Raw genomic sequence first — 21,581 nt, forward strand, 5'->3', positions numbered from 1 at the left:
TTCCGCTGGCTTGAGGCTCTCCGCGCGCTGGGCTAGAGGTTACGCGCTCAGACCGTCAGAAAAGGCCAGAACCCATGTCGAAAACCCGCGTGACGCCCGAGGAGGCGCTGGCCTTCCATCTAGAACCAACCCCCGGCAAGTTTGAGGTCACGGCGACGGTGCCCATGACAACCCAGCGCGACTTGAGCCTGGCCTATTCACCGGGCGTTGCCGTGCCTTGCGAGGCGATCTCGGCTGATCCTGAGACGGCCTATGACTATACGAACAAGGGCAATCTGGTTGCGGTGATCTCCAACGGCACGGCAGTGCTGGGTCTGGGCAATCTTGGCGCGCTGGCGTCGAAACCGGTGATGGAGGGCAAGGCGGTGCTCTTCAAACGGTTTGCCGATGTGAACAGCATCGATATCGAGCTCGACACAGAAGATACGGATGCGTTTGTGGACGCGGTCAAGCTGATGGGGCCAACGTTTGGCGGCATCAACCTCGAAGACATCAAGGCGCCGGAGTGTTTCATCATCGAGCAGCGCCTGAAAGAAGAGATGGACATTCCCGTCTTCCACGACGACCAGCATGGCACGGCGGTGATCTGTGCGGCAGGGCTGCTGAATGCGCTGAAGCTGTCGAACAAGAAAATCGAAGACGTGCGCATCGTGTTGAACGGCGCGGGGGCGGCGGGCATCGCTTGTCTGGAGCTGTTGAAGGCAATGGGTGCCAAGCATCAGAACTGCATCATGTGTGACACCAAGGGTGTCATTTATCAGGGCCGCACCGAGGGTATGAACCAGTGGAAGTCGGCCCACGCAGTCTCGACCGAGTTGCGCACGCTTGAAGAGGCTATGAAGGGCGCGGATGTCTTCCTTGGCGTGTCGGTCAAAGGGGCTGTGACGCAGGAGATGGTGATCAGCATGGCCGATGATCCGGTGATCTTCGCCATGGCGAACCCGGACCCCGAGATCACACCCGAAGATGCGCATGAGGTTCGGCCCGATGCGATTGTGGCCACCGGGCGCAGCGATTATCCCAATCAGGTCAACAACGTGCTGGGTTTCCCATATCTCTTCCGGGGGGCGCTCGACATTAATGCGCGTGCCATCAATGATGAGATGAAGATCGCCTGCGCCCATGCGCTCGCCAACCTTGCGCGCGAAGATGTGCCGGATGAGGTGGCGCTGGCCTATGGGAAGAATCTTAGCTTTGGGCGGGATTACATCATTCCGACGCCGTTTGATCCGCGACTGATCCACCGGGTGCCGCCCGCCGTGGCGCAGGCGGGGATGAACACCGGGGCTGCGCGCCGCCCGATCATTGACATGGAGGCTTATGAGCTGTCGCTGAAATCGCGCATGGACCCGACGGCGAGCATTCTGCGCGGTATCAACGCCCGGGCCCGCGCCAACCAGGCACGGATGATCTTTGCGGAAGGGGACGACCCGCGCGTGCTGCGCGCCGCGGTCATGTATCAGCGCGCGGGCCTCGGCAAAGCGCTGGTCGTCGGGCGTGCCGACGACGTGAAGGCCAAGCTGACCGAAGCGGGTCTGGAAGGGGCCGATCGCGAGATCGAAGTCGTGAATGCGGCCAATACTCTCCATTTAGAGACTTATAAGCAGTTCCTTTATGAGCGGCTGCACCGGCGTGGATTCGATGCGCAGGACATCCACCGGCTGGCAGCGCGCGACCGGCATGTCTTCTCGGCGCTCATGCTGCAGCATGGACACGGCGATGGCCTGGTCACCGGGGCGACGCGCAAGTCGGCGCATATTCTCGACCGGATCAATCACGTCTTCGATGCCGACAAGGACCATGGTGTGGCGGGGATCACGGCGCTGATCAGCAAGGGGCGGATCGTATTTATCGCGGACACGATCGTGAACGAATGGCCGGATGAAGAGGACCTCGCCAATATCGCTGAACGTGCGGCGACGGTTGCACAGAATATGGGGCTCGAGCCGCGGGTGGCCTTCGTGAGCTTCTCGACCTTTGGCTATCCCGTCTCGGAACGCGCGGAGAAGATGGCCAAGGCGGCGGACGTGCTTGATAGGCGCGGCGTGGATTTCGAGTACGAAGGTGAGATGACCGTCGATGTGGCGCTGAACAGCCTCGCGCAGGAAGCCTATCCTTTCTCGCGTCTGACCGGGCCGGCAAACATCCTGATCGTCCCCGCGCGCCATTCGGCAAGCATCTCGGTCAAGCTGATGCAGGAGCTGGCGGGCGCCACGGTCATCGGACCGATTCTTGCGGGTGTCGATGGATCGATCCAGATTTGCTCGACCGTGTCCACGGCCAATGACATCCTGAACATGGCCGTGCTTGCGGCCTGCAAAGTGGGCTGATCAGCTGTTCACGAAAGGGGCGTCGTTGCCCCAGAGCTCCTTGACCCGCGCGTCACGACCACAGGCTTCGCGGTAGGCGGTGTAAGCCGAGGCCTGGCGTTTCGGGCCAAATCGGGTGATCACCAGCTGGCGTCCTTTGTAATAATCCTGATGATATGCATCGGCGGGATAGAACTCCGACGCGCTCAGAATTGGCGTCACCACTGTGAGCCCAAGGTCTGCGGCGGCCTTGGCCTTGGCGGCGGCGGCGGTTTTTTCTTCTGCGGCTGTGCTCGTGAAGATCGCCGTGCGATAGCTTTCGCCCCGGTCACAGAACTGCCCGCCCGCATCCGTGGGGTCGACCGAGCGAAAGAAGAGATCAAGCAGGCTGCGGCGACTGACAACATCGGCGTCGAAGGTGATCTGAACCGCTTCGTAATGTCCGGTGCCACCCGAGGTCACCTGTTTGTAGCTAGGGTTCGATACGGTGCCGCCGGTGAAGCCCGAAACAGCTTCTTTCACGCCACGGACCTGTTCAAAGTCTGCCTCGACGCACCAGAAACAGCCGCCCGCAACCGTCAGCGTCTGCAGGTTTTCCGCATGGGCGGTTTTGCTCTGCGCCACAAAGCCAACCACGATCATTGTCGCCAGCGCAATGGATTTGAATGTTTCCCGTTTGGACATATCGCATCTCCTTTGGTCCAAGTCTGTCGAGTCATACGGATGCGAACAATTCACGAGCCTGCGATGTCACGGGCTGGTGAGATGAGTTTACAGGCTTGGCTTCCTGGCCCGCGCTTTTTAGCGTGACTTGAAACATGCGGAGAGGCGGTTGGATGCGGTTTGAAACAATCCCCGGGCGGGTCGCGCTGCGATGAGGATCGCGATGTGGTCCGGTCCGCGGAATCTCTCCACGGCGATGATGTATAGTTTTGGAGCCCGATCCGATTTCACGGTGATGGACGAGCCATTTTACGCAGCCTATCTCGCGACCTCGGGTGCAGATCATCCGATGCGGCAGGAGATTCTCGCCGCACATGAGACGGATCCGGCCCGAGTGGCCCAGCTGTGCATGGCAGAGGGGTCTTCGCCCCATCTCTACATGAAGCACATGCCGCACCATATGCTTGATGGCTTCCCGCTCGATTGGGCGCGGGACTGTTTGAACGTGCATCTGATCCGCCACCCCGCCCGCGTGATCGCGAGTTATGCGGCCAAGCGCGCGGCGCTAACCCTTGAAGATATCGGGTTTGCCCAGCAGCTGCGTCTCTATGAGATGCTGGGCGGTATCGTGATCGACAGCACCGACATTCGCGCAGCGCCCGAGCGAATGCTGCGCCTGCTTTGCGATACCATTGGTCTGCCCTTTGATCCGGCTATGCTGCACTGGCCCGCCGGTTCGCGTCGTGAAGACGGGGTGTGGGCCAAGCATTGGTACGGCGCCGTCCATCAAAGCACCGGGTTTGCGGGCGCCGAGGGCGATTTGCCCTGTTTAGAGACTGATTTGCGCCAGCTCGAACGCGCGGCGATGCCGCACTATAACCAACTTGCCGCCGTCAAGCTGGTGTGACTGATCCGACTATTTTAACCGACGATCCCGCGCGGCGAGCAGTTTCAGACGCAGCGCGTTCAGTTGAATGAAGCCTGCTGCGTCCTTCTGATCATAAGCGCCTGCGTCATCCTCAAAGGTCACATGTGCCTCGGAGTAGAGGCTGTGATCGGACCAGCGGCCCACGGTGCGGACGTGACCCTTGTAGAGTTTCAGGCGGACAGTGCCGGTCACATGTGCCTGTGAAGCGTCGATCGCGGCTTGCAGCATGGTGCGCTCGGGCGAGAACCAGAAGCCGTTATAGATCAGCTCGGCGTAACGCGGCATCAACTCATCCTTGAGGTGCATCGCGCCGCGGTCGAGCGTGATCGATTCGATGGCGCGGTGCGCCTCAAGCAACAGCGTGCCGCCAGGTGTCTCGTAGATCCCACGCGACTTCATGCCGACGAAGCGGCCTTCCACAAGGTCGAGCCGACCACAGCCGTGTTTGCCGCCCAGCTCATTCAGCTTCGTCAGGATCGTGGCGGGCGACATCGCCTCGCCGTTGATGTTGACGGCATCGCCCTTCTCGAAGCCAATCTCTATGTACTCCGGTGTGTCGGGCGCATCTTCCGGGTTCACCGTGCGCTGATAGACGTAGTCGGGCGCGTCGACCGCGGGGTCTTCCAGAACCTTGCCTTCGGATGACGTGTGCAGCAGGTTGGCGTCGACGCTGAAGGGTGCCTCGCCGCGTTTGTCCTTGGCGATGGGAATCTGGTTCTTCTCGGCGAAGTCGATGAGCTTGGTTCGGCTCGACAAATCCCACTCGCGCCAGGGGGCGATCACCTTGATCTCTGGGTTCAGAGCATAGGCAGCGAGCTCAAAGCGCACCTGGTCGTTGCCCTTGCCCGTGGCGCCATGGGCAACCGCATCGGCACCGGTCTCTTCCGCAATCTCCACCAGACGTTTGGAGATCAAGGGCCGCGCGATGGAGGTTCCGAGCAGGTACAGTCCTTCGTAGACTGCATTCGCTCGAAACATCGGGAAGACGAAGTCGCGCACGAATTCCTCGCGCAGGTCTTCGATATAGATGTCGGTCGCGCCCATCAGCTCGGCCTTTTTGCGCGCCGGTTCCAGCTCCTCACCCTGACCGAGATCGGCGGTGAAGGTCACGACTTCACTGCCATATTCCGTTTGCAGCCATTTCAGGATGATGGACGTATCCAGACCGCCGGAGTAGGCAAGCACAACTTTCTTGGGCGCAGACATGAGCAGTTCCTTCGTCTCGAAATCCGGGCTGCGATAGCGGGTTTTGACAGGGGCGGCAAGCCAGATGCGCGTTGACCGGATGGCCATGCCCGCCTACTGATCGAAGGTCTTGGCAGAAGAAGGACAGAAGTGATGCGCGCCTCCGCGTTTGCCGATGCCGCCCGGGTTGCAGAACGGGAGATGCGGGCCGTGTTTCCGCCAACGCCGCTGTTGCGGAACGACCATCTGTCGGAGCGGTTCGGCGCCAACGTCTGGCTGAAGCGCGAAGACCTCAGCCCGGTGCGATCCTACAAGCTGCGGGGCGCATTCAACGCCATGCGCAAGGTGATCCCCGGCCAATCGCTTTTCGTCTGTGCGAGTGCTGGAAATCATGCGCAGGGCGTCGCCTTCATGTGCCGGCATTTTGGCGTTCGTGGTGTCATTTTCATGCCGGTCACCACGCCACAGCAAAAGGTCCAGAAGACTCGGATGTTTGGGGGCGAGCATGTCGATATTCGCCTGATAGGAGACTACTTCGATGAAACGCTTGCGGCGGCACAGGCCTTTTGTGCGACCGAAGGCGCGCATTTCCTGTCGCCCTTCGACGACGAGGATGTCATCGAGGGCCAGGCGTCTGTGGCCGTGGAAATCGAGGCGCAACTGGGGCGTGCGCCGGATCGGATCGTCCTACCCGTGGGCGGTGGCGGGTTGTCGGCGGGTGTACGCAGCTACTTCGAAGACGCCGTCGCATTCACGTTTGTTGAGCCAACGGGCGCGCAGAGCCTTGGCCGCGCGCTTGAAGAGGGCGCTCCGGTCGATGTCTCGCCGATCAACAGTTTCGTGGACGGGGCCGCCGTCGCCAAATTGGGCGCGCGCACCTTCGCTCGGCTTAGAGATGTCGCTCAGGCGGATGTCTTGCATCTGTCCGAAGACCGCATCTGCACCACGATCATCGAGATGTTGAACGTGGAGGGCATCGTTTTGGAGCCCGCCGGGGCGTTGGCGATTGAGGCTCTGTCAGATCTGCGTCAGCAGATCGCGGGCAAGACGATTGTCTGCGTGGCATCCGGCGGCAACTTCGATTTTGAGCGCCTACCGGAGGTGAAGGAACGTGCGCAACGCTATTCGGGCGTGAAGAAGTACTTCATTCTGCGCATGCCGCAGCGACCCGGGGCGCTGAAGGATTTTCTCTCGATCCTTGGACCGGACGATGACATTGCCCGGTTCGAATATCTCAAGAAGTCGGCGCGCAACTTCGGTTCGGTTCTGATCGGGATCGAGACGACCCATCCGGATAACTTCGCGCGGTTCCTAGCGCATCTCGATGACGCGGGGTTCACCTATACTGACATCACCAATGACGAAACGCTGGCGCAGTTCGTGATCTGATGCCCGCGGCTGCATTCAAAGACAAAGTGGTTGTGGTCACTGGCGGGGCCAGCGGAATTGGCGCGGCCCTGGCTCGGAAACTCCAGGAGCTGGGTGCGCGGGTGGCGATCGCCGACCTTGAGGCGAATACTGTGAAAGAGGTTGCAGGGGAGATCGGTTGTTTAGGCTTGCAGTGCGACGTGACGCGCGAGGCGGACATCAGCGACTGCGTCGGTCAGGTCACCCATGTCTTGGGTCCGATTGATGTCTTCGTCTCCAATGCAGGGCTTTTTTGCGGTCAGCCCAGCCATGCGGCGTCGGCGTCGGACGATGTGTGGATGCGCAACTGGATGGTGCACGTTATGGCGCATGTCTATGCGGCCCGGGCCGTGTTGCCCGCGATGCTTGAGCGTCGATCAGGGTCTCTGATCAACGTGACTTCGGCGGCGGGTCTGTTGAACCAGATCGGCGATGCGGCCTACTCCGCAACAAAGCATGCTTCTCTGAGCTTTGCCGAATCGCTCGCCATCGCCCATGGCGATGCGGGCATCCAGGTTTCGGCGGTCTGCCCGCAATATGTGGCGACGCCGCTGATTGGGCTTGCTGACAAGGACGCTGCGACCTCGGCAGGTTTACTCACGGCTGATCAGGTGGCTTCGGTCATTGTCGAGGGTGTCGCCGGGGGTCAGTTTCTCATCCTGCCGCATCCTGAAGTTGCAGGTTTTGCACAACGGCGTGCGCAGGATCATGACCAGTGGATTGATAGAATGCGGCGTCTGCAGTCAAAATCTCTAGAGCAGTTGGGCGCCGCTCACATCACAGAGCTCTATCGTCTGGATTAACCTGCGAGTTTGTCTTGCAAATCTGAGAGGAAGGATTGCCGGGACTGCGAGTAGCATTGCAGGATCTCGTTCAGATCAATGAGCGCATCGGCAGCATTTGCTGCAGCGGTTTCGCCCGCCTGACACAGCTCGGAGAATGACCGAAACCCGAGGCTGAGCGCGCTACCTTTCAGGAAGTGCAGCTTCTCTTCGAGGTCATCATGCTGCTTTTGAGCAGCCAGCGCATCGATCGCGGAATCGACCTCTTCGAGGAAGAGCTCAACCACTTCCTCGAAATCCTCGGCGCCCACTTCTTCTCGCAGCGTTGCGACCCTGTCCCAGTCAATCATCGCGCTTTCTCCGAACAATCATGTCGGAGCTATGCCACACGGAGCCTAATGGCAGGTTTGCGCCAAAGGATTTTTACAACAAACTTTATGCTTCACCGGACCTTAAGCTTTTCACACGTACACCGTGCTGAACGAAGGCCGAGCCAACTTTTATGAAAACCGATTTGTCCGCACCAGATCTGCAGGGCCCGTCCGATCACGCGGATGGGCTCAAGCTTATTTTGGTGGTGGACGACAGCCGGCTTCAGCGGAAGATTCTGTCCAGTTCTTTGAAGCGGTGGGGTTATGAAGTGATCGAAGCGGACTCAGGCGAGGCCGCGCTCGAAGCCTGCAAGGAGCGTGCCCCCGAGCTGATCCTGAGCGACTGGATGATGCCCGGGATGTCCGGGATCGAGTTCTGCAAAGCCTTTCGCGAGATGTCTGGCGAAAGCTACAGCTACTTCATCCTGCTGACGTCGAAGAGCGAGAAGAACGATGTGGCGGAAGGCCTCGACGCCGGAGCTGACGACTTTCTGACCAAGCCGGTGGATGGTCACGAGTTGCGTGCCAGGCTCACAGCAGGGCAACGTATCCTAGAGATGCAGCGCGAGCTGACCCTGAAGAACCAGATGATCACCGAGACGTTGGACGAGCTGCAGCGGCTCTACGACTCACTCGACAGCGACCTCATCGAGGCCAAGCAGTTGCAACAGTCGCTTGTACGCGAGCGGTTCAAATCATTCGCTGGCGGTGACCTGTCGCTTCTGTTGCGGTCGAGTGGCCACGTCGGTGGCGATCTGGTTGGTTTCTTTCCAGCCGCTGAAGGCCATCTTGGCCTCTTTTCCATCGACGTCTCAGGGCACGGCATTAGCTCCGCGCTGATGACCGCACGCCTTGCGGGGTACCTGTCGGCGACGGCGCTCGACCAGAACATCGCCCTGGAGAAGACCGAAGACGGGTATCGCTCGCGGCCTCCGGCCGAAGCGATTGAGACACTCAATGAGCTGGTGCTCGATGAAATGGAGACGGAACACTACTTCACAATGATGCTGGCGGACATCGATCTCGCCACCGGTGAGGTTGTGATTGGTCAAGCCGGTCATCCACATCCGGTCATTCAACGGGCCTGCGGTCAGCTCGAACAGGAAGGAACCGGCGGATTTCCCGTGGGGCTCATGTCAGGCGTGACGTTTTCGCAATTTGAAATGCAGCTCAGACCGGGGGATCGGCTCTTGATCCTGTCGGATGGTGTAACCGAATGTCCGAGCCTTCATGGTGACTTTCTCGGTGAAGAAGGGCTCGAAGATCTCTTGCTGACGCACCAAGATGTATCCGGTCCCGCGCTGTTTGAAGCGCTCGTGCAGTCGATGACGGAGATCTCTGGACTGACCGAGTTCCCGGATGACGTCTCGGGGCTACTCTTTGAGTTCTCGGGCCCGGCTCAGGAGAAGTAGCGCGCCAGAAACAGCCGGTCACCATCATTACCCATGCTACCAACAGCCTCTTCGGGCGTCATCACAAGCGTTTCGTGATCGGGCTCGGACGGTGCACCCATCTGACGGATGGGTCGGGCGGCGAAGACATGGCACAGTTTTTCGGCCCAGATGTCATACTCCGGCATATAGGCAAACCGGCGAAACGCGCCCAACCGCCGCGGCGCGGCGATCCGCCAGCCCGTCTCTTCCAGAACCTCGCGGTGCAGCGCGTGAATGGGGCTTTCGCCCGGGTCGATCCCGCCGCCGGGAAGCTGAATGTCGATGATATCCGAGATCTGTGCTGTCAGAAGAACCTTCCGCCCAAGGGGCAGAATCGCATAGGCACCCGGCCGCAGAATGTATCTCTGATCTGTGCGGGGTGCATGGCCGATGCGCCTTATCATTCTGGCTTGCCCTCTTTTCAACAGACCTGAGACGGTTATATGGAGCCGGTATGCCAACCCCTTGGCGATAAGGAAACCCCCATGACACTCGGACAGCAGATCGCGTGGGACGATACGGTCCTGCCCTTCCAACTTGATGCCAGCGATATCCGCGGCCGTGTTGCGCGGCTGGATGGTGCGTTGAACGGTATCCTGAAGCAGCACGACTATCCGCCGCTGGTTGAAGCTTTGGTGGCTGAGATGGCTTTGCTGACCGCGCTGATCGGCCAGACGATCAAGCTGCGCTGGAAGCTGCAATTGCAGGTCCAATCCAAAGGCGCGGTTCGCATGATCGCGACAGACTATTATGGCCCCGAGAAGGAAGGTGATCCGGCCCGGATCAGAGCCTATGCAAGCTATGATGCCGACCGGCTGACAGAGGCCGCCCCCTTCGATCAGGTGGGCGAGGGGTACTTCGCCATCATGATCGACCAGGGTAAGGGGATGACCCCGTATCAGGGGATCACCCCGCTGGAAGGCGGCTCCCTGGCATCCTGTGCCGAGACGTATTTCGCCCAGTCCGAACAGTTGCCAACGCGGTTTTCGTTGAGCTTCGGCAAGTCGACCGAGCCCGGCGTTCCAGAGCATTGGCGCGGTGGCGGAGTCATGCTGCAGCACATGCCCAAGGCGTCGCCCTTTACGGCGCAGGGTGAGGGCAATGGCGAGACCTTGTCAGCCTCCGATCTCGTTCAGGACGATGAGGCGGAGAACTGGAGCCGGGTGAACATCCTGCTCGACACGGTCGAGGATATGGAGCTGATTGGGCCGTCTTTGGCGCCAAATGATCTTCTGCTGCGGCTCTTCCACGAGGAGCAGCCGCGGGTCTTTGACACGCAGACCGTCCGGTTTGGCTGCACCTGTTCGGAAGATCGCGTGCGCCAGAGCCTGTCGATCTACTCGGCCCGGGACATCGAAAAGATGACCACCGACGAGGGTCGCGTCACGGCGGATTGCCAGTTCTGTGGCGCGCATTACGATCTCGATCCCGCAACCGTCGGGTTCGAGGCCAAGCAGGACAGTCATGACGCATGACATCGAGACGCTTCGGGCCGCTCTGGCGCGCCCGGGGCGTCCGTCGTCTGACTTTGACCTCAATCCAGAAACGGTGTTGCCCACCGGGCGCAAGCTGCGTCCGGCGGGTGTGCTGGCGCCAATCATTGAGCGGGAAGGCGCGCACCACCTTTTGCTCACGAAGCGCTCCTCTGCGCTGAAACACCATCCGGGCCAGATCGCCTTCCCTGGGGGCAAACAGGACGAGGGGGACGCGGACGTGATCGCGGCGGCCCTGCGCGAGGCGCAAGAAGAAATAGGCCTGCCCCGTGCGCATGTGGATGTTCTGGGTACGCTGCCAGCGCATGAAACGGTGACCGGCTTTATCGTGACGCCCGTGATCGCCCGCGTGACCCGACCCTTTGACATTTTACCCGAGAGAGGCGAAGTGGACGAGGTCTTCACCGTACCGCTCTCCCATGTGTTGTCAGAGCCGAACTACGTGATCCAGTCGCGCTGGTGGCGCGGACAGCAGCGATCCTATTTCGCGGTGCCCTACGGACCCTATTACATCTGGGGCGCAACTGCGCGTATGTTGCGGGCATGGACCGACCAGATCTCAGGATGATCCCGCCCGATACGGACTGGCTGACCGATGCGTCGGTCCAAACCGTGTGCGCGGCCATCAGCGTAGAGGGCGCGCCTGTCTATATGGTGGGTGGCTGTGTGCGCGATGCTGTTCTGCGTGTCGGTGGCGCGGACGTCGATATGGCCACACCGCTCCCCCCGCTCGAGGTGACCCGGCTCGCGGAGGCAGCAGGGCTGAAGGTTGTGCCAACGGGGCTTGATCATGGCACTATAACGGTCGTTGCCGACGCAACTGGGTTCGAAGTTACCACCTTCCGAAAGGATATGCACACCGACGGGCGCCGCGCCGTTGTCGCCTTCTCGACAGATATTGCGCAAGACGCGCGCCGCCGTGACTTCACCCTGAATGCGCTTTATGCGACGCCCGAGGGCAAGATTGTGGATCCGCTTGGCGGCCTGCCTGATTGTCTGGCGCGGCGCATCCGCTTCATCGAGAATGCACAAGACCGCATCCGCGAAGACTATCTCCGCATTCTGAGGTTTTTCCGCTTCCACGCCTGGTATGCAAACCCTGATGACGGATTTGATCCTGATACCCTGGACGCAATCTCGTCCAATGCACCTGGATTAGAGACGCTTTCTGCCGAGCGTGTGGGTCAGGAGATAGGCAGGTTGTTGGCCGCGCCCGATCCCGGTCCAGCACTTGCGGTCATGCAGCAGGTGGGTGTGTTGCAGCGGCTTCTACCGGGAAGTGATGTGCGTCTGGCCGGGCCGGTTGTCCATCTTGAGGCGGAGATGGGTCTCGCGCCGGATTGGCTTCTGCGCTTGGCTGCCTTGGGTGGCGCGGACCTGTCCACCCGACTGCGGCTCAGCAGCAAACAGACCAAGGCGCTGGAAACCCTAGGGCAGGCGTTGAGCGAGATGACGCCGATCCGAGAGATCGCTTACCGGCAGGGGTATGACACTGCCCGGCGCACTCTGATCCTGCGCGCGGCGATGGCCAATGAGCATTGCGATCCGGCAACGCTTGACCCCTTGAAACAAGCAGCGGAAGCGCAGCTGCCGATCAGCGCAAAGGACTTCATGCCTGCCCTCAGCGGCAAGGCGCTCGGCGATCACCTGGCCAAGCTCGAGGACCGCTGGATCGCCTCTGATTTCCAGCTGACGCGTGAAGAATTGATGACAGCTGACTGAAGTGGTCGACAAGTCAAAACTTCTCTTGTAAGTAGCAGACTACCAACACGGAGGAATACGAAATGTATCGCGGGATCTGGTTCGACTGACTTTGTCATAACCACACCCCGGATGGCCTGCACCGCAGCGCCTGATCATTTCGCATATCTACCGAAGGCTCCCCGCCATGTTCCGCTTTTTCGAACGTCTTGTTGACCCCTATTGCGCCTATACAGAGACGAATAATCCGCCGCAGACACTCTGGCCGTTCATGCTGCAGTATGCGCAGCCGTTCAAAAAGGTGTTCTGGCTTGCTGGCATCATGTCCATCGTTGTGGCCGCGATCGAGATCTGGCTGATCTTTTACATGGGGCGGGTTGTGGACTTGCTCGAGGATGATCCGCAGACGATGTGGGACCAGTACGGAACCGAGCTGATCCTCGTCGCTCTCTTTATCCTGATCATGCGGCCGCTGCTACAGGCCATCGATGTGGCATTGCTCAACAACGCGATCCTGCCGAATTTCGCCACGATGATCCGCTGGCGCGCGCACAAGCAGGTGCTGCGCCAATCTGTTGGCTGGTTCGAGAATGATTTTGCCGGACGTGTCGCCAACCGGATCATGCAGACGCCGCCCGCGGCGGGCGAAGTGGTGTTCCAGGTCTTCGACGCGATTTCCTTCTCGCTCGCCTATCTGTTGGGCGCGGCGATCCTGCTGTCGTCGTCTGATCCGAGGCTGCTGATCCCGCTTCTGGGCTGGTTCGTTCTCTATGGGCTGCTGCTGCGCTGGACAATCAAGCGGGTAGGCCCGGCCTCCAAGGCGGCATCCAACGCGCGGTCGGTCGTGACCGGGCGTGTGGTCGATGCCTATACCAACATCCATTCCGTCAAGATGTTCGCGCATCATGAAAAGGAGCTCGACTACGCCAAGGAGGCGATCGAGGAGACCCGGCGCACCTTTCAGGTCGAGATGCGGATTTTCACCATCATGGACGTGATGCTGGTGCTGCTGAACGGGTTGCTCATCATCGGAGTCGTCGGCTGGGCGATTGTACTTTGGATGCAGGGCGTGGCCAGCGTGGGTGTCGTGGCGGCGGCGACGGCGCTGACCCTTCGGCTCAACGCCATGACTGGCTGGATCATGTGGGCTCTGACCACTTTCTTTCAGGAGCTGGGCGTAGTCTCTGAGGGCATGGAGACCATCGCACAGCCGATCACCCTGACCGACAATGCTGGCGCGAAGCCCTTGCGGCTGACCGATGGCACCATCGAGATCAAGGACCTGTCGCACCACTACGGCCGCGGGTCCGGCGGGCTCGACGGGATCAATCTGACCATTCGTCGGGGCGAGAAGATCGGTCTGGTGGGTCGGTCCGGCGCGGGGAAATCAACGCTCGTGAAACTGCTCTTGCGGTTCTACGACCCGGAACGCGGCCAGATCCTGATCGATGGTCAGGATGTCACGCAGGTCCAGCAGGACAGCTTGCGGCTGGCCATCGGCATGGTGCAGCAAGACAGCTCGCTGCTCCACCGCTCGGTGCGAGACAACATCCTTTACGGTCGTGCCGACGCGACCGAGGAGGATGTTTTTGCCGCCGCGCGCCAGGCGCAGGCGCATGAGTTCATCCTCGACCTGCAGGACCCGGAAGGTCGGCAGGGTTATGACGCGCAGGTGGGTGAGCGGGGCGTGAAGCTTTCGGGTGGCCAGCGCCAGCGGATCACGCTTGCACGGGTCATCCTGAAGGATGCACCAATCCTGCTGCTCGACGAGGCGACCAGCGCACTCGACAGCGAAGTGGAAGCCGCTATTCAGGACACGCTCTACGGCATGATGGAGGGCAAGACGGTGATCGCGATTGCGCACCGGCTCTCCACCATCGCACAGATGGACCGCATTCTCGTGCTCGACCGAGGCATGATCGTGGAAGATGGCAGCCATGACGCGCTTTTGGCGCGGGGCGGACTATATGCAGAATTCTGGGCCCGACAATCGGGCGGATTTCTGGCCGCGGATATCGAGGAGGCGTCTTGACTATATCAAACTGGATCAGCGCTTTCCGTCCCGCAGACGGGCCGCCCCCGCGCAGCCTCGGTGCGTTCATGCGGTGGTGTCTGTCTGGTGCGTGGCCTGCCCTGTGGCTGGCCGCTTTTCTCTCCGCTGCCGCCGGCGCAATGGAGGCGGGCACCGCACTGATCCTCGGCAAGGTCATCGATGCAACTGCCGCCCTCGGACCGGAGGCGTTTTTCGATGGCGCAAACCTCGCCCTCGTCATTGCAGCCGTTGCCTTTTTCATGGTCGCGCGCCCGATCTTTTTTGGCCTATCTGCGTCCGCCAACGCGATCATCGTGCAACCGAATGTGAACCCGCTCGTCCTCTCGCGGCTGCACCGCTGGACGCTGGGTCAGACGGTCGCGTTCTTCGACGATGATTTCGCTGGTCGGATCGCGCAGAAGCAAATGCAATGCGCGCGGGCCGTTACAGATGTGGTCTCTGAAGTCATCAACGTCGTGGCCTTTGCGCTGGCCTCACTTGTTGGCTCGGTCCTTTTGTTGTTCGCCATCGACTGGCGTGTGGCCATTGGGTTCGGAGTCTGGCTGATTGGCTATTTTGCCATGATCAACTGGTTTCTGCCCCGGGTGCGCAAACGGTCCGCCGGAAGGGCTGGCGCACGGGCGATGGTATCGGGCCAGGTGGTCGACACGATCACCAACATCAAGACGGTGAAGCTATTCGCCCACGCCGATCAGGAAGATCAGGCCGCGTTGAATGCAATGCAGACCTTCCGCAAACGGTCTGTCGAGTTCGGTTATCTGTCCGCAGGCTTCCGGTTTTCGCTGATGGCCGTGGCGGGGCTTTTGCCGGTGGTACTGCTGGGCGGGACGATCCTGCTCTGGCAGTCCGGGCAGGCCACGCAAGGCGATATCGTCGCCGCAGGTGCGGTCGCTATTCGGATCGCGCAGATGACCGGCTGGGTCAGTTTTACGCTGATGGCGGTCTATTCCAACATCGGCGAAATCGAAGACGGTATCCGCACGCTCACGCCGCGCAATCGGGTCGAAGATGACGCCGATGCCCAACCTCTCAAGGTCCCTCAGGGGCAGATCGAGCTGCGCGGCGTCGGATTTGCCTATGGTCGTGATACCGGTGGCGTGCGCGGGATCGATCTGACGATCAAACCGGGTGAGAAGCTGGGGATTGTCGGCGCCTCGGGTGTCGGGAAATCCACGCTTGTGGCGCTTCTGCTCCGGCTCTATGACGCCGAAGAGGGTGTGATCGAGATTGACGGGCAGGATATCACCAAGGTCACGCAAGAGAGCCTGCGCCATAACATCGGTATGGTCACGCAGGAGACGGCGATGTTCAATCGCTCGGCGCGGGAGAATATCATCTATGGCCGACCGGGCGCGAGCGAGGCGGAGGTGATCGAGGCGGCCCGTAAGGCCGAAGCGCATGAGTTCATCGTGGATCTTGTCGATCATGAGGGGCGCAAAGGCTATGATGCGCATCTTGGCGAGCGCGGCGTGAAGCTTTCGGGCGGACAACGGCAGCGCATCGCGCTGGCGCGAGCCATTCTCAAGGATGCGCCGATCCTTGTGCTGGATGAGGCGACCAGCGCGCTCGACAGCGAGGTCGAGGCCGCGATCCAGACAGCGCTCGACCGGGTGATGGAGGGCAAGACCGTGCTGGCCATCGCACACCGGCTTTCGACCCTCACGGAAATGGACCGGATCGTGGTGATGGATGCCGGTCAGATCGTGGAGAATGGCAGCCACGAGGCGCTCTTGGCGAAGGGTGGGCTCTACGCAAAATACTGGAACCGGCAGTCAGGTGGCTTTATCCGGACACAGGCCGCGGAATAAGGGCTTTTGCGCAAGCCCGTCCTGCCGTAATCCAAGCGCAATGACGGAACTCACTATCAAACACATCGGGCTGCAGGGCGATGGCGTGGCCGATGGACCGATCTATGCCCCGTTGACCCTGCCGGGCGAGGTTGTGGCCGGTGTGCTCGATGGAACTGTTCTGCGTGACATCAAGGTGCACCACCCCTCGGAGCGCCGCGTGGCGGCCCCCTGCCACCATTTCAAAGCTTGCGGTGGGTGTCAGTTGCAGCATACAGATGATGCCTTCGTCGCGGAGTGGAAGGTGGATGTGGTGCGGCGTGCGCTTGCAGCGCAGAACCTCGATACTGAGTTCCGGCCCATTGCGACCTCTCCCGCCCAATCGCGACGCCGGGCGGGCTTTGCAGCACGGCGGACCAAGAAGGGTGCAATGGCCGGATTCCATGGGCGCGCGTCCGACACGATTGTCGAAATCCCAGGCTGCATTCTGGTCACCCCCGAGGTTCTGGGTGGGGCGCCGGTGGCGAAGATGCTGGCAGAAACCGGCGCGAGCCGCAAAGCCACCCTGTCGGTTCTGGTCACGGCGACAAACACAGGCCTCGATGTTGCGGTGAGCGGCGGCAAGCCGCTCGACGGGCCGCTCAGACAGCAGCTTGCCATGATTTGCGAGCAAAAGGGGCTTGCCCGGCTATCCTGGGACGGTGAGGTCGTTGCGATGCGCAGCCCACCGATCCTGGACTTCGATGGTGTCGACATCGCGCCCCCGCCAGGCGCGTTCTTGCAAGCAACGGCGCATGGGCAGGGGGCACTGACCTCGGCTGTGAGGGAGATCACGCAAGGGGCTGCGAAGGTCACCGACCTCTTTGCCGGATGCGGAACCTTCGCCCTGCCGCTGGCACGCGGGGCCGAGGTTCACGCAGTGGAAGGCGACGCCGAGATGACCCGCGCGCTCGATCAGGCCTGGCGCAAGGCACAAGGTCTCAAGGCCATAACGACCGAGGCGCGTGATCTCTTTCGCCGCCCGCTTCTGGCCGAGGAGTTTCGCGGGGTCGATGCCGTTGTGCTCGACCCACCGCGCGCGGGCGCCGAGGCGCAGGTCTCTGAAGTGGCGCAGACCGATGTGCCGCGCATCGGCTATGTCTCGTGCAACCCGGTCACCTTTGCCCGAGATGCCAAAACCCTAGTCAACGCGGGCTTTACCCTCGACTGGATACAAGTCGTTGATCAATTCCGCTGGTCGGCGCATGTGGAGCTTGTCGCCTGCTTCACATCGCCCCATATGCGCGGATGACGGATGACGGATGACGGATGAGGAGAGGCAGATGACACTACGGCAGAAACTGGATGTCTGGCTGGACCAGTCCTGGGTGATCAACACCGTCATGGCGGTGATCATCTTCAATGCCGTTCTGCTGGGTATGGAAACCTCGCCTGCCCTCATGGCCGAGGCGGGGCCGCTCATCATTGCACTGGATACGGCCTGTCTTGGGTTCTTCATTGCCGAGCTTTTGCTGAAGATTTTCGCGCGGGGCACGCGGTTCTTCAAAAGCGGTTGGAACCTTTTTGACTTCGCCATCGTGACCGCAGCCCTGATCCCCGGGTCGCAGACGATGTCGGTGCTGCGGGCGCTGCGAATCCTGCGGGTGCTGCGCGTTATCTCGGTCGCGCCGCGGCTGCGCCGGGTGGTCGAGGGTTTCGTGACCGCACTGCCCGGTATGGCGAGCGTTTTCCTTCTGATGGCGATCATCTTCTACATCGGCGCGGTCATTGCGACGAAGCTTTTTGCCTCCAGCTTTCCGGACTGGTTTGGCTCGCTGCCGCTCAGCGGTTACACACTCTTCCAGATCATGACGCTGGAAAGCTGGTCCATGGGCATCGTCCGTCCGGTGATGGATGTTTATCCCTATGCCTGGGCGTTCTTCGTGCCCTTCATCATGATCACCACCTTTGCGGTTGTGAACCTTCTGGTCGGTCTGATCGTGAATTCGATGCAGGATGCGCACCAGGAAGAGGCGGGTGCGGTCACCGACGCCTACCGCGATGAGGTGCTGACCCGCTTGATTGCGATTGAGAAACGGCTCGAAGAAAAATCTGATAAATGACAAATTTGTGAGGTGTTTAACCAATTTTCCATGGTAACCGTGTCAAAAGAGCAGAACGTCGAAAAGACACACGGGACAGCAAAAAATGCGTCGCAGAGATTTGATTATGACAACCGCCGCGGCGATGGCGTTGGGTGGTTGCGCAGGCAGTTCGAAATTCCGCCGGTATGATGGGCCGGAAGTGACCTATGTGGTGGTGAACAAGGGACAGCGGCGGATGCATCTGCTGCACCACGAATCCTTGCTCAAGAGCTATGATATTCACCTCGGGTTTGCACCGATCGGACACAAGCAATTTGAAGGCGATGGCAAGACGCCCGAGGGTGTTTACCGGATCGATCGCCGCAACCCCAATTCGGAATTCCATCTGTCGCTTGGGATTTCCTATCCCAATGTGAACGACGTTGCCGCAGCGAAGGCGATGGGCAAGTCGCCGGGCGGAGACATCTTCATCCACGGCCAACGAAACCCGTTCAAGCGGGACAAGCCGGATTGGACGTGGGGCTGCATTGCCGTGACCAATGATGAGATCGAAGAAGTCTATGCGATGGTGCCCGATGGCACGCTGATTGTGCTCAACGCCTGAAGATCAGACCGATCCGGCGCCGGGCGCGGCGCTGCCGGTCACCAATGTCCACCAGATCTTGCCGTTGTTTTCCTGAAACCACGAGAAACCCATCTGTGTGGCGTCCGGCGACAGGATCACACGGCGGGTGTCGGGCTTCTCCATCCAGGCCGCCAGCGTTTCAAGCTCGGACTCATAGGTCTCCGAAATGTTTTCGCCCACGAGGCCGCCCGCATAGCCAACCCGTTGCACCCTGTCGATCGGGGAAGATCCGTCTGAGCCAAAGTGCCAGGGTCGGTTCTGGATCGACATATCGCGGGAATGGGTCGCGGCCGCCGCATTCAGCTTGGGGTCGAGCTCCAGCGGGGCCTGGCCAGATGCGCTGCGCAATGCGTTGATCGAGTCCAGCATACGGAACTGTATCTTGCCGGTGTCATTCCGTCCGATTCGGTAAATTTTGCCACTGCTCGAGCCGTCTGAGACAACCGGACCCTGCCCACAAGCAGCGAGTGTGAGCCCCAGCGCCATAAAAATCGAAATCAGACGGATCATTTTGCACTCCTTAAACGTTGTTTTACCGCATATCCGGCTAGAGGTTGCAATTCAAACGCACATCAGGGCATCCGGTTCAGATGACAAGTGTTTGATTTGCGACTGCGGCATTCGCGCAATAAAATGCTAACGATCTTACACAAGTCCGTGTCTATGGAGGCATCTGATGTCTGTTAAAGGTTTTGAAGTCCCGAGCCGCCGCGCCTTTCTGGCTGGCAGCGCTGCCATGTTGGCGACGCCAGCGATTGCGCAGGACATATCGTCTGTGAATTCATCGGCTACCACGCAAGGTGAACGCGACCTGAGCGAAGTGGTGCGCCGCAACATCTCGAGCTTCCGGACGCTGGACTGGCGCCCCTACTTCTCGAACCTGAATAACGGTGCTGTGCTGGTCGATATCGACAGCCGGGCGCTGCATTACTGGGCAGAAGACGAAAGCTTCTACAAGCTTTACCCCTCCAGCGTTCCGCTGACCGAAGAGCTGACACGGCGCGGGCGGACCAAGGTGGTGCGCAAGGTTGAAGGGCCAAGCTGGCGTCCAACACCTTCGATGTTGAAGCGCAATCCCGAATGGCCGGAATACATCGGCCCAGGTCCCGATAACCCCATGGGAACGCACGCACTTTACCTGAGCTGGACATATTATCGTATTCATGGAACTCACGATACGCGGAAAATCGGGCGTCAATCATCGAACGGCTGCATCGGGCTTTACAACGAGCACATCGCCGAGCTTTACGAGCTGACAAAGGTCGGTACGCAAGTGTTGCTAATTTGACGACATTAACCTTGTTCTGCCGAACGAGTCCGGAATCGAGTTTGCAAACATCACGTTATGATGCTTTACCGACAATCACGAGGTAAGTCTTGGGTGCGTTCTATCGCTATGCGTGGTTCGCCGATTCTGGAGGTTATGATATGAAGAAACTCGTTCTCGCCGCTGCACTGACAGCCGCCGCATCGACAGCATATGCCGGTTCGCTGGCCGAGCCTGTCGTCGAAGCGCCGGTTGTTGTTGAAGAAGCAGAAAGCTCGTCCACAGGCGTGCTGCTGCCGATTCTGCTGCTGATCATTGTTGCTGCAGCTGTCTCCTAATCGGACGACAGTATGGTTTTGAAAAGGCGGTGCTTTGGGCGCCGCCTTTTTTCATGCGTTGCACCGATAGTTTAGCGTAGCCAGCCCTTGAGGTTGTCGTCGATCACATTTGATAGCGCGGTGACATGCGCATCGTCATCGTTGAGGCACGGGATATAGGTGAAGGTTTCGCCACCGGCTTCCTCAAAGCTTTCTTTGATCTCTTCATTGATTTCTTCAAGGGTTTCAATGCAATCCGCTGAAAACGCCGGCGCGCAAACTGCGATGTTCTTCTTGCCGGCCTCAGCCAACCGGGCAACCTCCTCCACCGTATAGGGCTGGAGCCATTCTTCGGGCCCGAATTTCGACTGGAAGGTGGTGGTGATCTCGGTGTCTTTCCAGCCCAAACGCTCTTTCAGAAGGCGCGTCGTCTTCTGGCATTGGCAGTGGTAGGGATCACCTTCCATCAGGTACCGGATCGGAACACCATGATAGGAGCACACCAGAATATCCGGTTTGGTTTCCATCGCCGCATATGACCTCTCAATCGATTGCGCCAGGGCGTCGATATAGTCCGACCGATCATAGTAAGGCTCGACCGTGCGGGTCACCGGTTGCCATTTCTCGTGGGTCAAAGCGCGGAAAAACTCGTCATTCGCCGTTGCCGAGGTCGCCCCGGCGTAATGAGGATAGAGAGGAAAGAACAGGATTTTGCGGCAGCCCGCCGCCGTCATCTCGGCCACTTTCGAGCGCGTCGATGGGTTGCCATAGCGCATGCAGAAATCGACCATGACCTCACTGCCATGGCGCTTCAGCATCTCCGTCTTGATCTTGTCGGTCTGCGCCTTCGTGATCGTCATCAACGGGCTCTCACCCGCCTCTTCGTTCCAGATCGATTTATAGGCCGCACCGCTCGAAAACGGGCGCTTTGACAGGATGATCAGCTGCAGGAGCGGTTGCCAAATCCATGGGCTGTAATCAATCACGCGGCGGTCGGACAGGAACTCGTTCAGATAGCGGCGCATCGACCAGTAGTCGTAGTTGTCGGGCGTTCCGAGATTGGCCAACAGGATACCGATTTTGGGCAGAGCGATCTCGGGATGATCGTCCTTGGCATGGGTCGGTCGAACTTTCACGGGCGTCGAGGCGCTGCTGTCCAGCATCGTGGTTGGTCCT

Annotated in this window: 21 protein-coding genes; 15 read left to right on the forward strand and 6 right to left on the reverse strand. The window is 60.0% G+C overall.

Features of this window, described 5'->3' with window-relative positions:
* Positions 1-74: 74 nt before the first annotated feature.
* Positions 75-2,330: an NADP-dependent malic enzyme gene (locus ACVC7O_RS00310; RefSeq protein ID WP_458324114.1), complete on the forward strand. Its 2,256-nt coding sequence runs from the start codon at positions 75-77 to the stop codon at positions 2,328-2,330.
* On the opposite strand, the gene msrA is transcribed toward ACVC7O_RS00310, so the two are convergent.
* Positions 2,331-2,993 (reverse strand): peptide-methionine (S)-S-oxide reductase MsrA, encoded by a 663-nt coding sequence (gene msrA, locus ACVC7O_RS00315; protein WP_458324115.1) that lies wholly within the window; start codon positions 2,991-2,993, stop codon positions 2,331-2,333.
* Positions 2,994-3,183: 190 nt separating this feature from the next.
* Here msrA and ACVC7O_RS00320 point away from each other — a divergent pair, with 190 nt between their 5' ends.
* The gene (locus ACVC7O_RS00320; RefSeq protein WP_458324116.1) at positions 3,184-3,879 is read left to right on the forward strand and encodes a sulfotransferase-like domain-containing protein; all 696 of its coding nucleotides are present in this window, start codon (positions 3,184-3,186) and stop codon (positions 3,877-3,879) included.
* A 9-nt stretch (positions 3,880-3,888) separates the two neighbouring features.
* On the opposite strand, the gene ACVC7O_RS00325 is transcribed toward ACVC7O_RS00320, so the two are convergent.
* Complete coding sequence (locus ACVC7O_RS00325) at positions 3,889-5,106, reverse strand: argininosuccinate synthase (RefSeq protein ID WP_458326134.1); 1,218 nt, start codon at positions 5,104-5,106, stop codon at positions 3,889-3,891.
* Positions 5,107-5,238: 132 nt separating this feature from the next.
* Between ACVC7O_RS00325 and ilvA the strand changes: the two genes are divergently transcribed.
* Positions 5,239-6,474, forward strand: a complete 1,236-nt coding sequence (ilvA, locus tag ACVC7O_RS00330) for a threonine ammonia-lyase IlvA (RefSeq protein WP_458324117.1) — start codon at positions 5,239-5,241, stop codon at positions 6,472-6,474.
* Positions 6,474-7,295: an SDR family oxidoreductase gene (locus ACVC7O_RS00335; RefSeq protein WP_458324118.1), complete on the forward strand. Its 822-nt coding sequence runs from the start codon at positions 6,474-6,476 to the stop codon at positions 7,293-7,295. The genes ilvA and ACVC7O_RS00335 overlap by 1 nt, the downstream gene beginning before the upstream one ends.
* Here ACVC7O_RS00335 and ACVC7O_RS00340 read toward each other — a convergent pair.
* Positions 7,292-7,624, reverse strand: a complete 333-nt coding sequence (locus ACVC7O_RS00340; protein ID WP_458324119.1) for an Hpt domain-containing protein — start codon at positions 7,622-7,624, stop codon at positions 7,292-7,294. The two genes, ACVC7O_RS00335 and ACVC7O_RS00340, sit on opposite strands and share 4 nt — an antisense overlap.
* Positions 7,625-7,776: 152 nt before the next feature.
* Here ACVC7O_RS00340 and ACVC7O_RS00345 point away from each other — a divergent pair, with 152 nt between their 5' ends.
* On the forward strand, positions 7,777-9,057 hold the full coding sequence (locus tag ACVC7O_RS00345) for a PP2C family protein-serine/threonine phosphatase (RefSeq protein ID WP_458324120.1): 1,281 nt from the start codon (positions 7,777-7,779) through the stop codon (positions 9,055-9,057).
* Here the strand turns inward: ACVC7O_RS00345 and ACVC7O_RS00350 are convergent.
* Positions 9,045-9,482, reverse strand: coding sequence for an NUDIX domain-containing protein (locus ACVC7O_RS00350; RefSeq protein WP_458324121.1), 438 nt, complete (start codon positions 9,480-9,482; stop codon positions 9,045-9,047). The two genes, ACVC7O_RS00345 and ACVC7O_RS00350, sit on opposite strands and share 13 nt — an antisense overlap.
* Positions 9,483-9,563: 81 nt before the next feature.
* Between ACVC7O_RS00350 and hslO the strand changes: the two genes are divergently transcribed.
* From hslO to ACVC7O_RS00390, 8 genes are all read left to right on the forward strand, one after another.
* Positions 9,564-10,553 carry an Hsp33 family molecular chaperone HslO gene (hslO, locus tag ACVC7O_RS00355; RefSeq protein WP_458324122.1) on the forward strand — a complete coding sequence of 330 codons (990 nt, stop codon included), beginning with the start codon at positions 9,564-9,566 and terminating at the stop codon, positions 10,551-10,553.
* Positions 10,543-11,139 carry a CoA pyrophosphatase gene (locus tag ACVC7O_RS00360; RefSeq protein WP_458324123.1) on the forward strand — a complete coding sequence of 199 codons (597 nt, stop codon included), beginning with the start codon at positions 10,543-10,545 and terminating at the stop codon, positions 11,137-11,139. Before hslO ends, ACVC7O_RS00360 begins: the two co-directional genes overlap by 11 nt.
* A complete protein-coding gene (locus tag ACVC7O_RS00365) occupies positions 11,115-12,293 on the forward strand; it encodes a CCA tRNA nucleotidyltransferase (RefSeq protein WP_458324124.1) in 1,179 nt (392 codons plus the stop codon). The genes ACVC7O_RS00360 and ACVC7O_RS00365 overlap by 25 nt, the downstream gene beginning before the upstream one ends.
* Before the next feature lie 166 nt (positions 12,294-12,459).
* A complete protein-coding gene (locus tag ACVC7O_RS00370; RefSeq protein ID WP_458324125.1) occupies positions 12,460-14,304 on the forward strand; it encodes an ABC transporter ATP-binding protein in 1,845 nt (614 codons plus the stop codon).
* A complete protein-coding gene (locus ACVC7O_RS00375; protein WP_458324126.1) occupies positions 14,301-16,133 on the forward strand; it encodes an ABC transporter ATP-binding protein in 1,833 nt (610 codons plus the stop codon). The genes ACVC7O_RS00370 and ACVC7O_RS00375 overlap by 4 nt, the downstream gene beginning before the upstream one ends.
* Before the next feature lie 40 nt (positions 16,134-16,173).
* Positions 16,174-17,403, forward strand: a complete 1,230-nt coding sequence (locus tag ACVC7O_RS00380) for a class I SAM-dependent RNA methyltransferase (RefSeq protein ID WP_458324127.1) — start codon at positions 16,174-16,176, stop codon at positions 17,401-17,403.
* Positions 17,404-17,434: 31 nt separating this feature from the next.
* Positions 17,435-18,214 (forward strand): ion transporter, encoded by a 780-nt coding sequence (locus tag ACVC7O_RS00385; protein WP_458324128.1) that lies wholly within the window; start codon positions 17,435-17,437, stop codon positions 18,212-18,214.
* Between the two features lie 85 nt (positions 18,215-18,299).
* Complete coding sequence (locus tag ACVC7O_RS00390; protein ID WP_458324129.1) at positions 18,300-18,800, forward strand: L,D-transpeptidase family protein; 501 nt, start codon at positions 18,300-18,302, stop codon at positions 18,798-18,800.
* Positions 18,801-18,803: 3 nt separating this feature from the next.
* Here ACVC7O_RS00390 and dalA read toward each other — a convergent pair whose 3' ends face one another.
* Complete coding sequence (dalA, locus tag ACVC7O_RS00395) at positions 18,804-19,331, reverse strand: divisome-associated lipoprotein DalA (RefSeq protein WP_458324130.1); 528 nt, start codon at positions 19,329-19,331, stop codon at positions 18,804-18,806.
* 166 nt (positions 19,332-19,497) lie between these two features.
* On the opposite strand from dalA, the gene ACVC7O_RS00400 reads away from it, so the two are divergent.
* Together ACVC7O_RS00400 and ACVC7O_RS00405 are read left to right on the forward strand one after the other, a co-directional pair.
* A complete protein-coding gene (locus tag ACVC7O_RS00400) occupies positions 19,498-20,109 on the forward strand; it encodes a L,D-transpeptidase (RefSeq protein WP_458324131.1) in 612 nt (203 codons plus the stop codon).
* A gap of 140 nt (positions 20,110-20,249) precedes the next feature.
* A complete protein-coding gene (locus ACVC7O_RS00405; RefSeq protein ID WP_263842363.1) occupies positions 20,250-20,426 on the forward strand; it encodes a hypothetical protein in 177 nt (58 codons plus the stop codon).
* Between the two features lie 71 nt (positions 20,427-20,497).
* On the opposite strand, the gene hemH is transcribed toward ACVC7O_RS00405, so the two are convergent.
* A complete protein-coding gene (gene hemH / locus ACVC7O_RS00410) occupies positions 20,498-21,568 on the reverse strand; it encodes a ferrochelatase (RefSeq protein ID WP_458324132.1) in 1,071 nt (356 codons plus the stop codon).
* Positions 21,569-21,581 lie beyond the last annotated feature (13 nt).

This window comes from Roseobacter cerffii (genome assembly GCF_054226325.1).

What these genes read in the sequence shown, in the direction of transcription:
- ACVC7O_RS00310 (WP_458324114.1), top strand. Translation starts at nt 75, where the DNA reads ATGTCGAAAACCCGCGTGACGCCCGAGGAGGCGCTGGCCTTCCATCTA.
- ACVC7O_RS00370 (WP_458324125.1), top strand. Translation starts at nt 12,460, where the DNA reads ATGTTCCGCTTTTTCGAACGTCTTGTTGACCCCTATTGCGCCTATACA.
- ACVC7O_RS00405 (WP_263842363.1), top strand. Translation starts at nt 20,250, where the DNA reads ATGAAGAAACTCGTTCTCGCCGCTGCACTGACAGCCGCCGCATCGACA.
- hemH (WP_458324132.1), bottom strand. Translation starts at nt 21,568, where the DNA reads ATGCTGGACAGCAGCGCCTCGACGCCCGTGAAAGTTCGACCGACCCAT.
- ACVC7O_RS00345 (WP_458324120.1), top strand. Translation starts at nt 7,777, where the DNA reads ATGAAAACCGATTTGTCCGCACCAGATCTGCAGGGCCCGTCCGATCAC.
- ilvA (WP_458324117.1), top strand. Translation starts at nt 5,239, where the DNA reads ATGCGCGCCTCCGCGTTTGCCGATGCCGCCCGGGTTGCAGAACGGGAG.
- ACVC7O_RS00365 (WP_458324124.1), top strand. Translation starts at nt 11,115, where the DNA reads ATGGACCGACCAGATCTCAGGATGATCCCGCCCGATACGGACTGGCTG.
- msrA (WP_458324115.1), bottom strand. Translation starts at nt 2,993, where the DNA reads ATGTCCAAACGGGAAACATTCAAATCCATTGCGCTGGCGACAATGATC.
- ACVC7O_RS00400 (WP_458324131.1), top strand. Translation starts at nt 19,498, where the DNA reads ATGTCTGTTAAAGGTTTTGAAGTCCCGAGCCGCCGCGCCTTTCTGGCT.
- ACVC7O_RS00385 (WP_458324128.1), top strand. Translation starts at nt 17,435, where the DNA reads ATGACACTACGGCAGAAACTGGATGTCTGGCTGGACCAGTCCTGGGTG.
- dalA (WP_458324130.1), bottom strand. Translation starts at nt 19,331, where the DNA reads ATGATCCGTCTGATTTCGATTTTTATGGCGCTGGGGCTCACACTCGCT.
- ACVC7O_RS00335 (WP_458324118.1), top strand. Translation starts at nt 6,474, where the DNA reads ATGCCCGCGGCTGCATTCAAAGACAAAGTGGTTGTGGTCACTGGCGGG.
- ACVC7O_RS00340 (WP_458324119.1), bottom strand. Translation starts at nt 7,624, where the DNA reads ATGATTGACTGGGACAGGGTCGCAACGCTGCGAGAAGAAGTGGGCGCC.
- ACVC7O_RS00350 (WP_458324121.1), bottom strand. Translation starts at nt 9,482, where the DNA reads ATGATAAGGCGCATCGGCCATGCACCCCGCACAGATCAGAGATACATT.
- ACVC7O_RS00325 (WP_458326134.1), bottom strand. Translation starts at nt 5,106, where the DNA reads ATGTCTGCGCCCAAGAAAGTTGTGCTTGCCTACTCCGGCGGTCTGGAT.
- ACVC7O_RS00390 (WP_458324129.1), top strand. Translation starts at nt 18,300, where the DNA reads ATGCGTCGCAGAGATTTGATTATGACAACCGCCGCGGCGATGGCGTTG.
- ACVC7O_RS00320 (WP_458324116.1), top strand. Translation starts at nt 3,184, where the DNA reads ATGAGGATCGCGATGTGGTCCGGTCCGCGGAATCTCTCCACGGCGATG.
- ACVC7O_RS00360 (WP_458324123.1), top strand. Translation starts at nt 10,543, where the DNA reads ATGACGCATGACATCGAGACGCTTCGGGCCGCTCTGGCGCGCCCGGGG.
- ACVC7O_RS00380 (WP_458324127.1), top strand. Translation starts at nt 16,174, where the DNA reads ATGACGGAACTCACTATCAAACACATCGGGCTGCAGGGCGATGGCGTG.
- hslO (WP_458324122.1), top strand. Translation starts at nt 9,564, where the DNA reads ATGACACTCGGACAGCAGATCGCGTGGGACGATACGGTCCTGCCCTTC.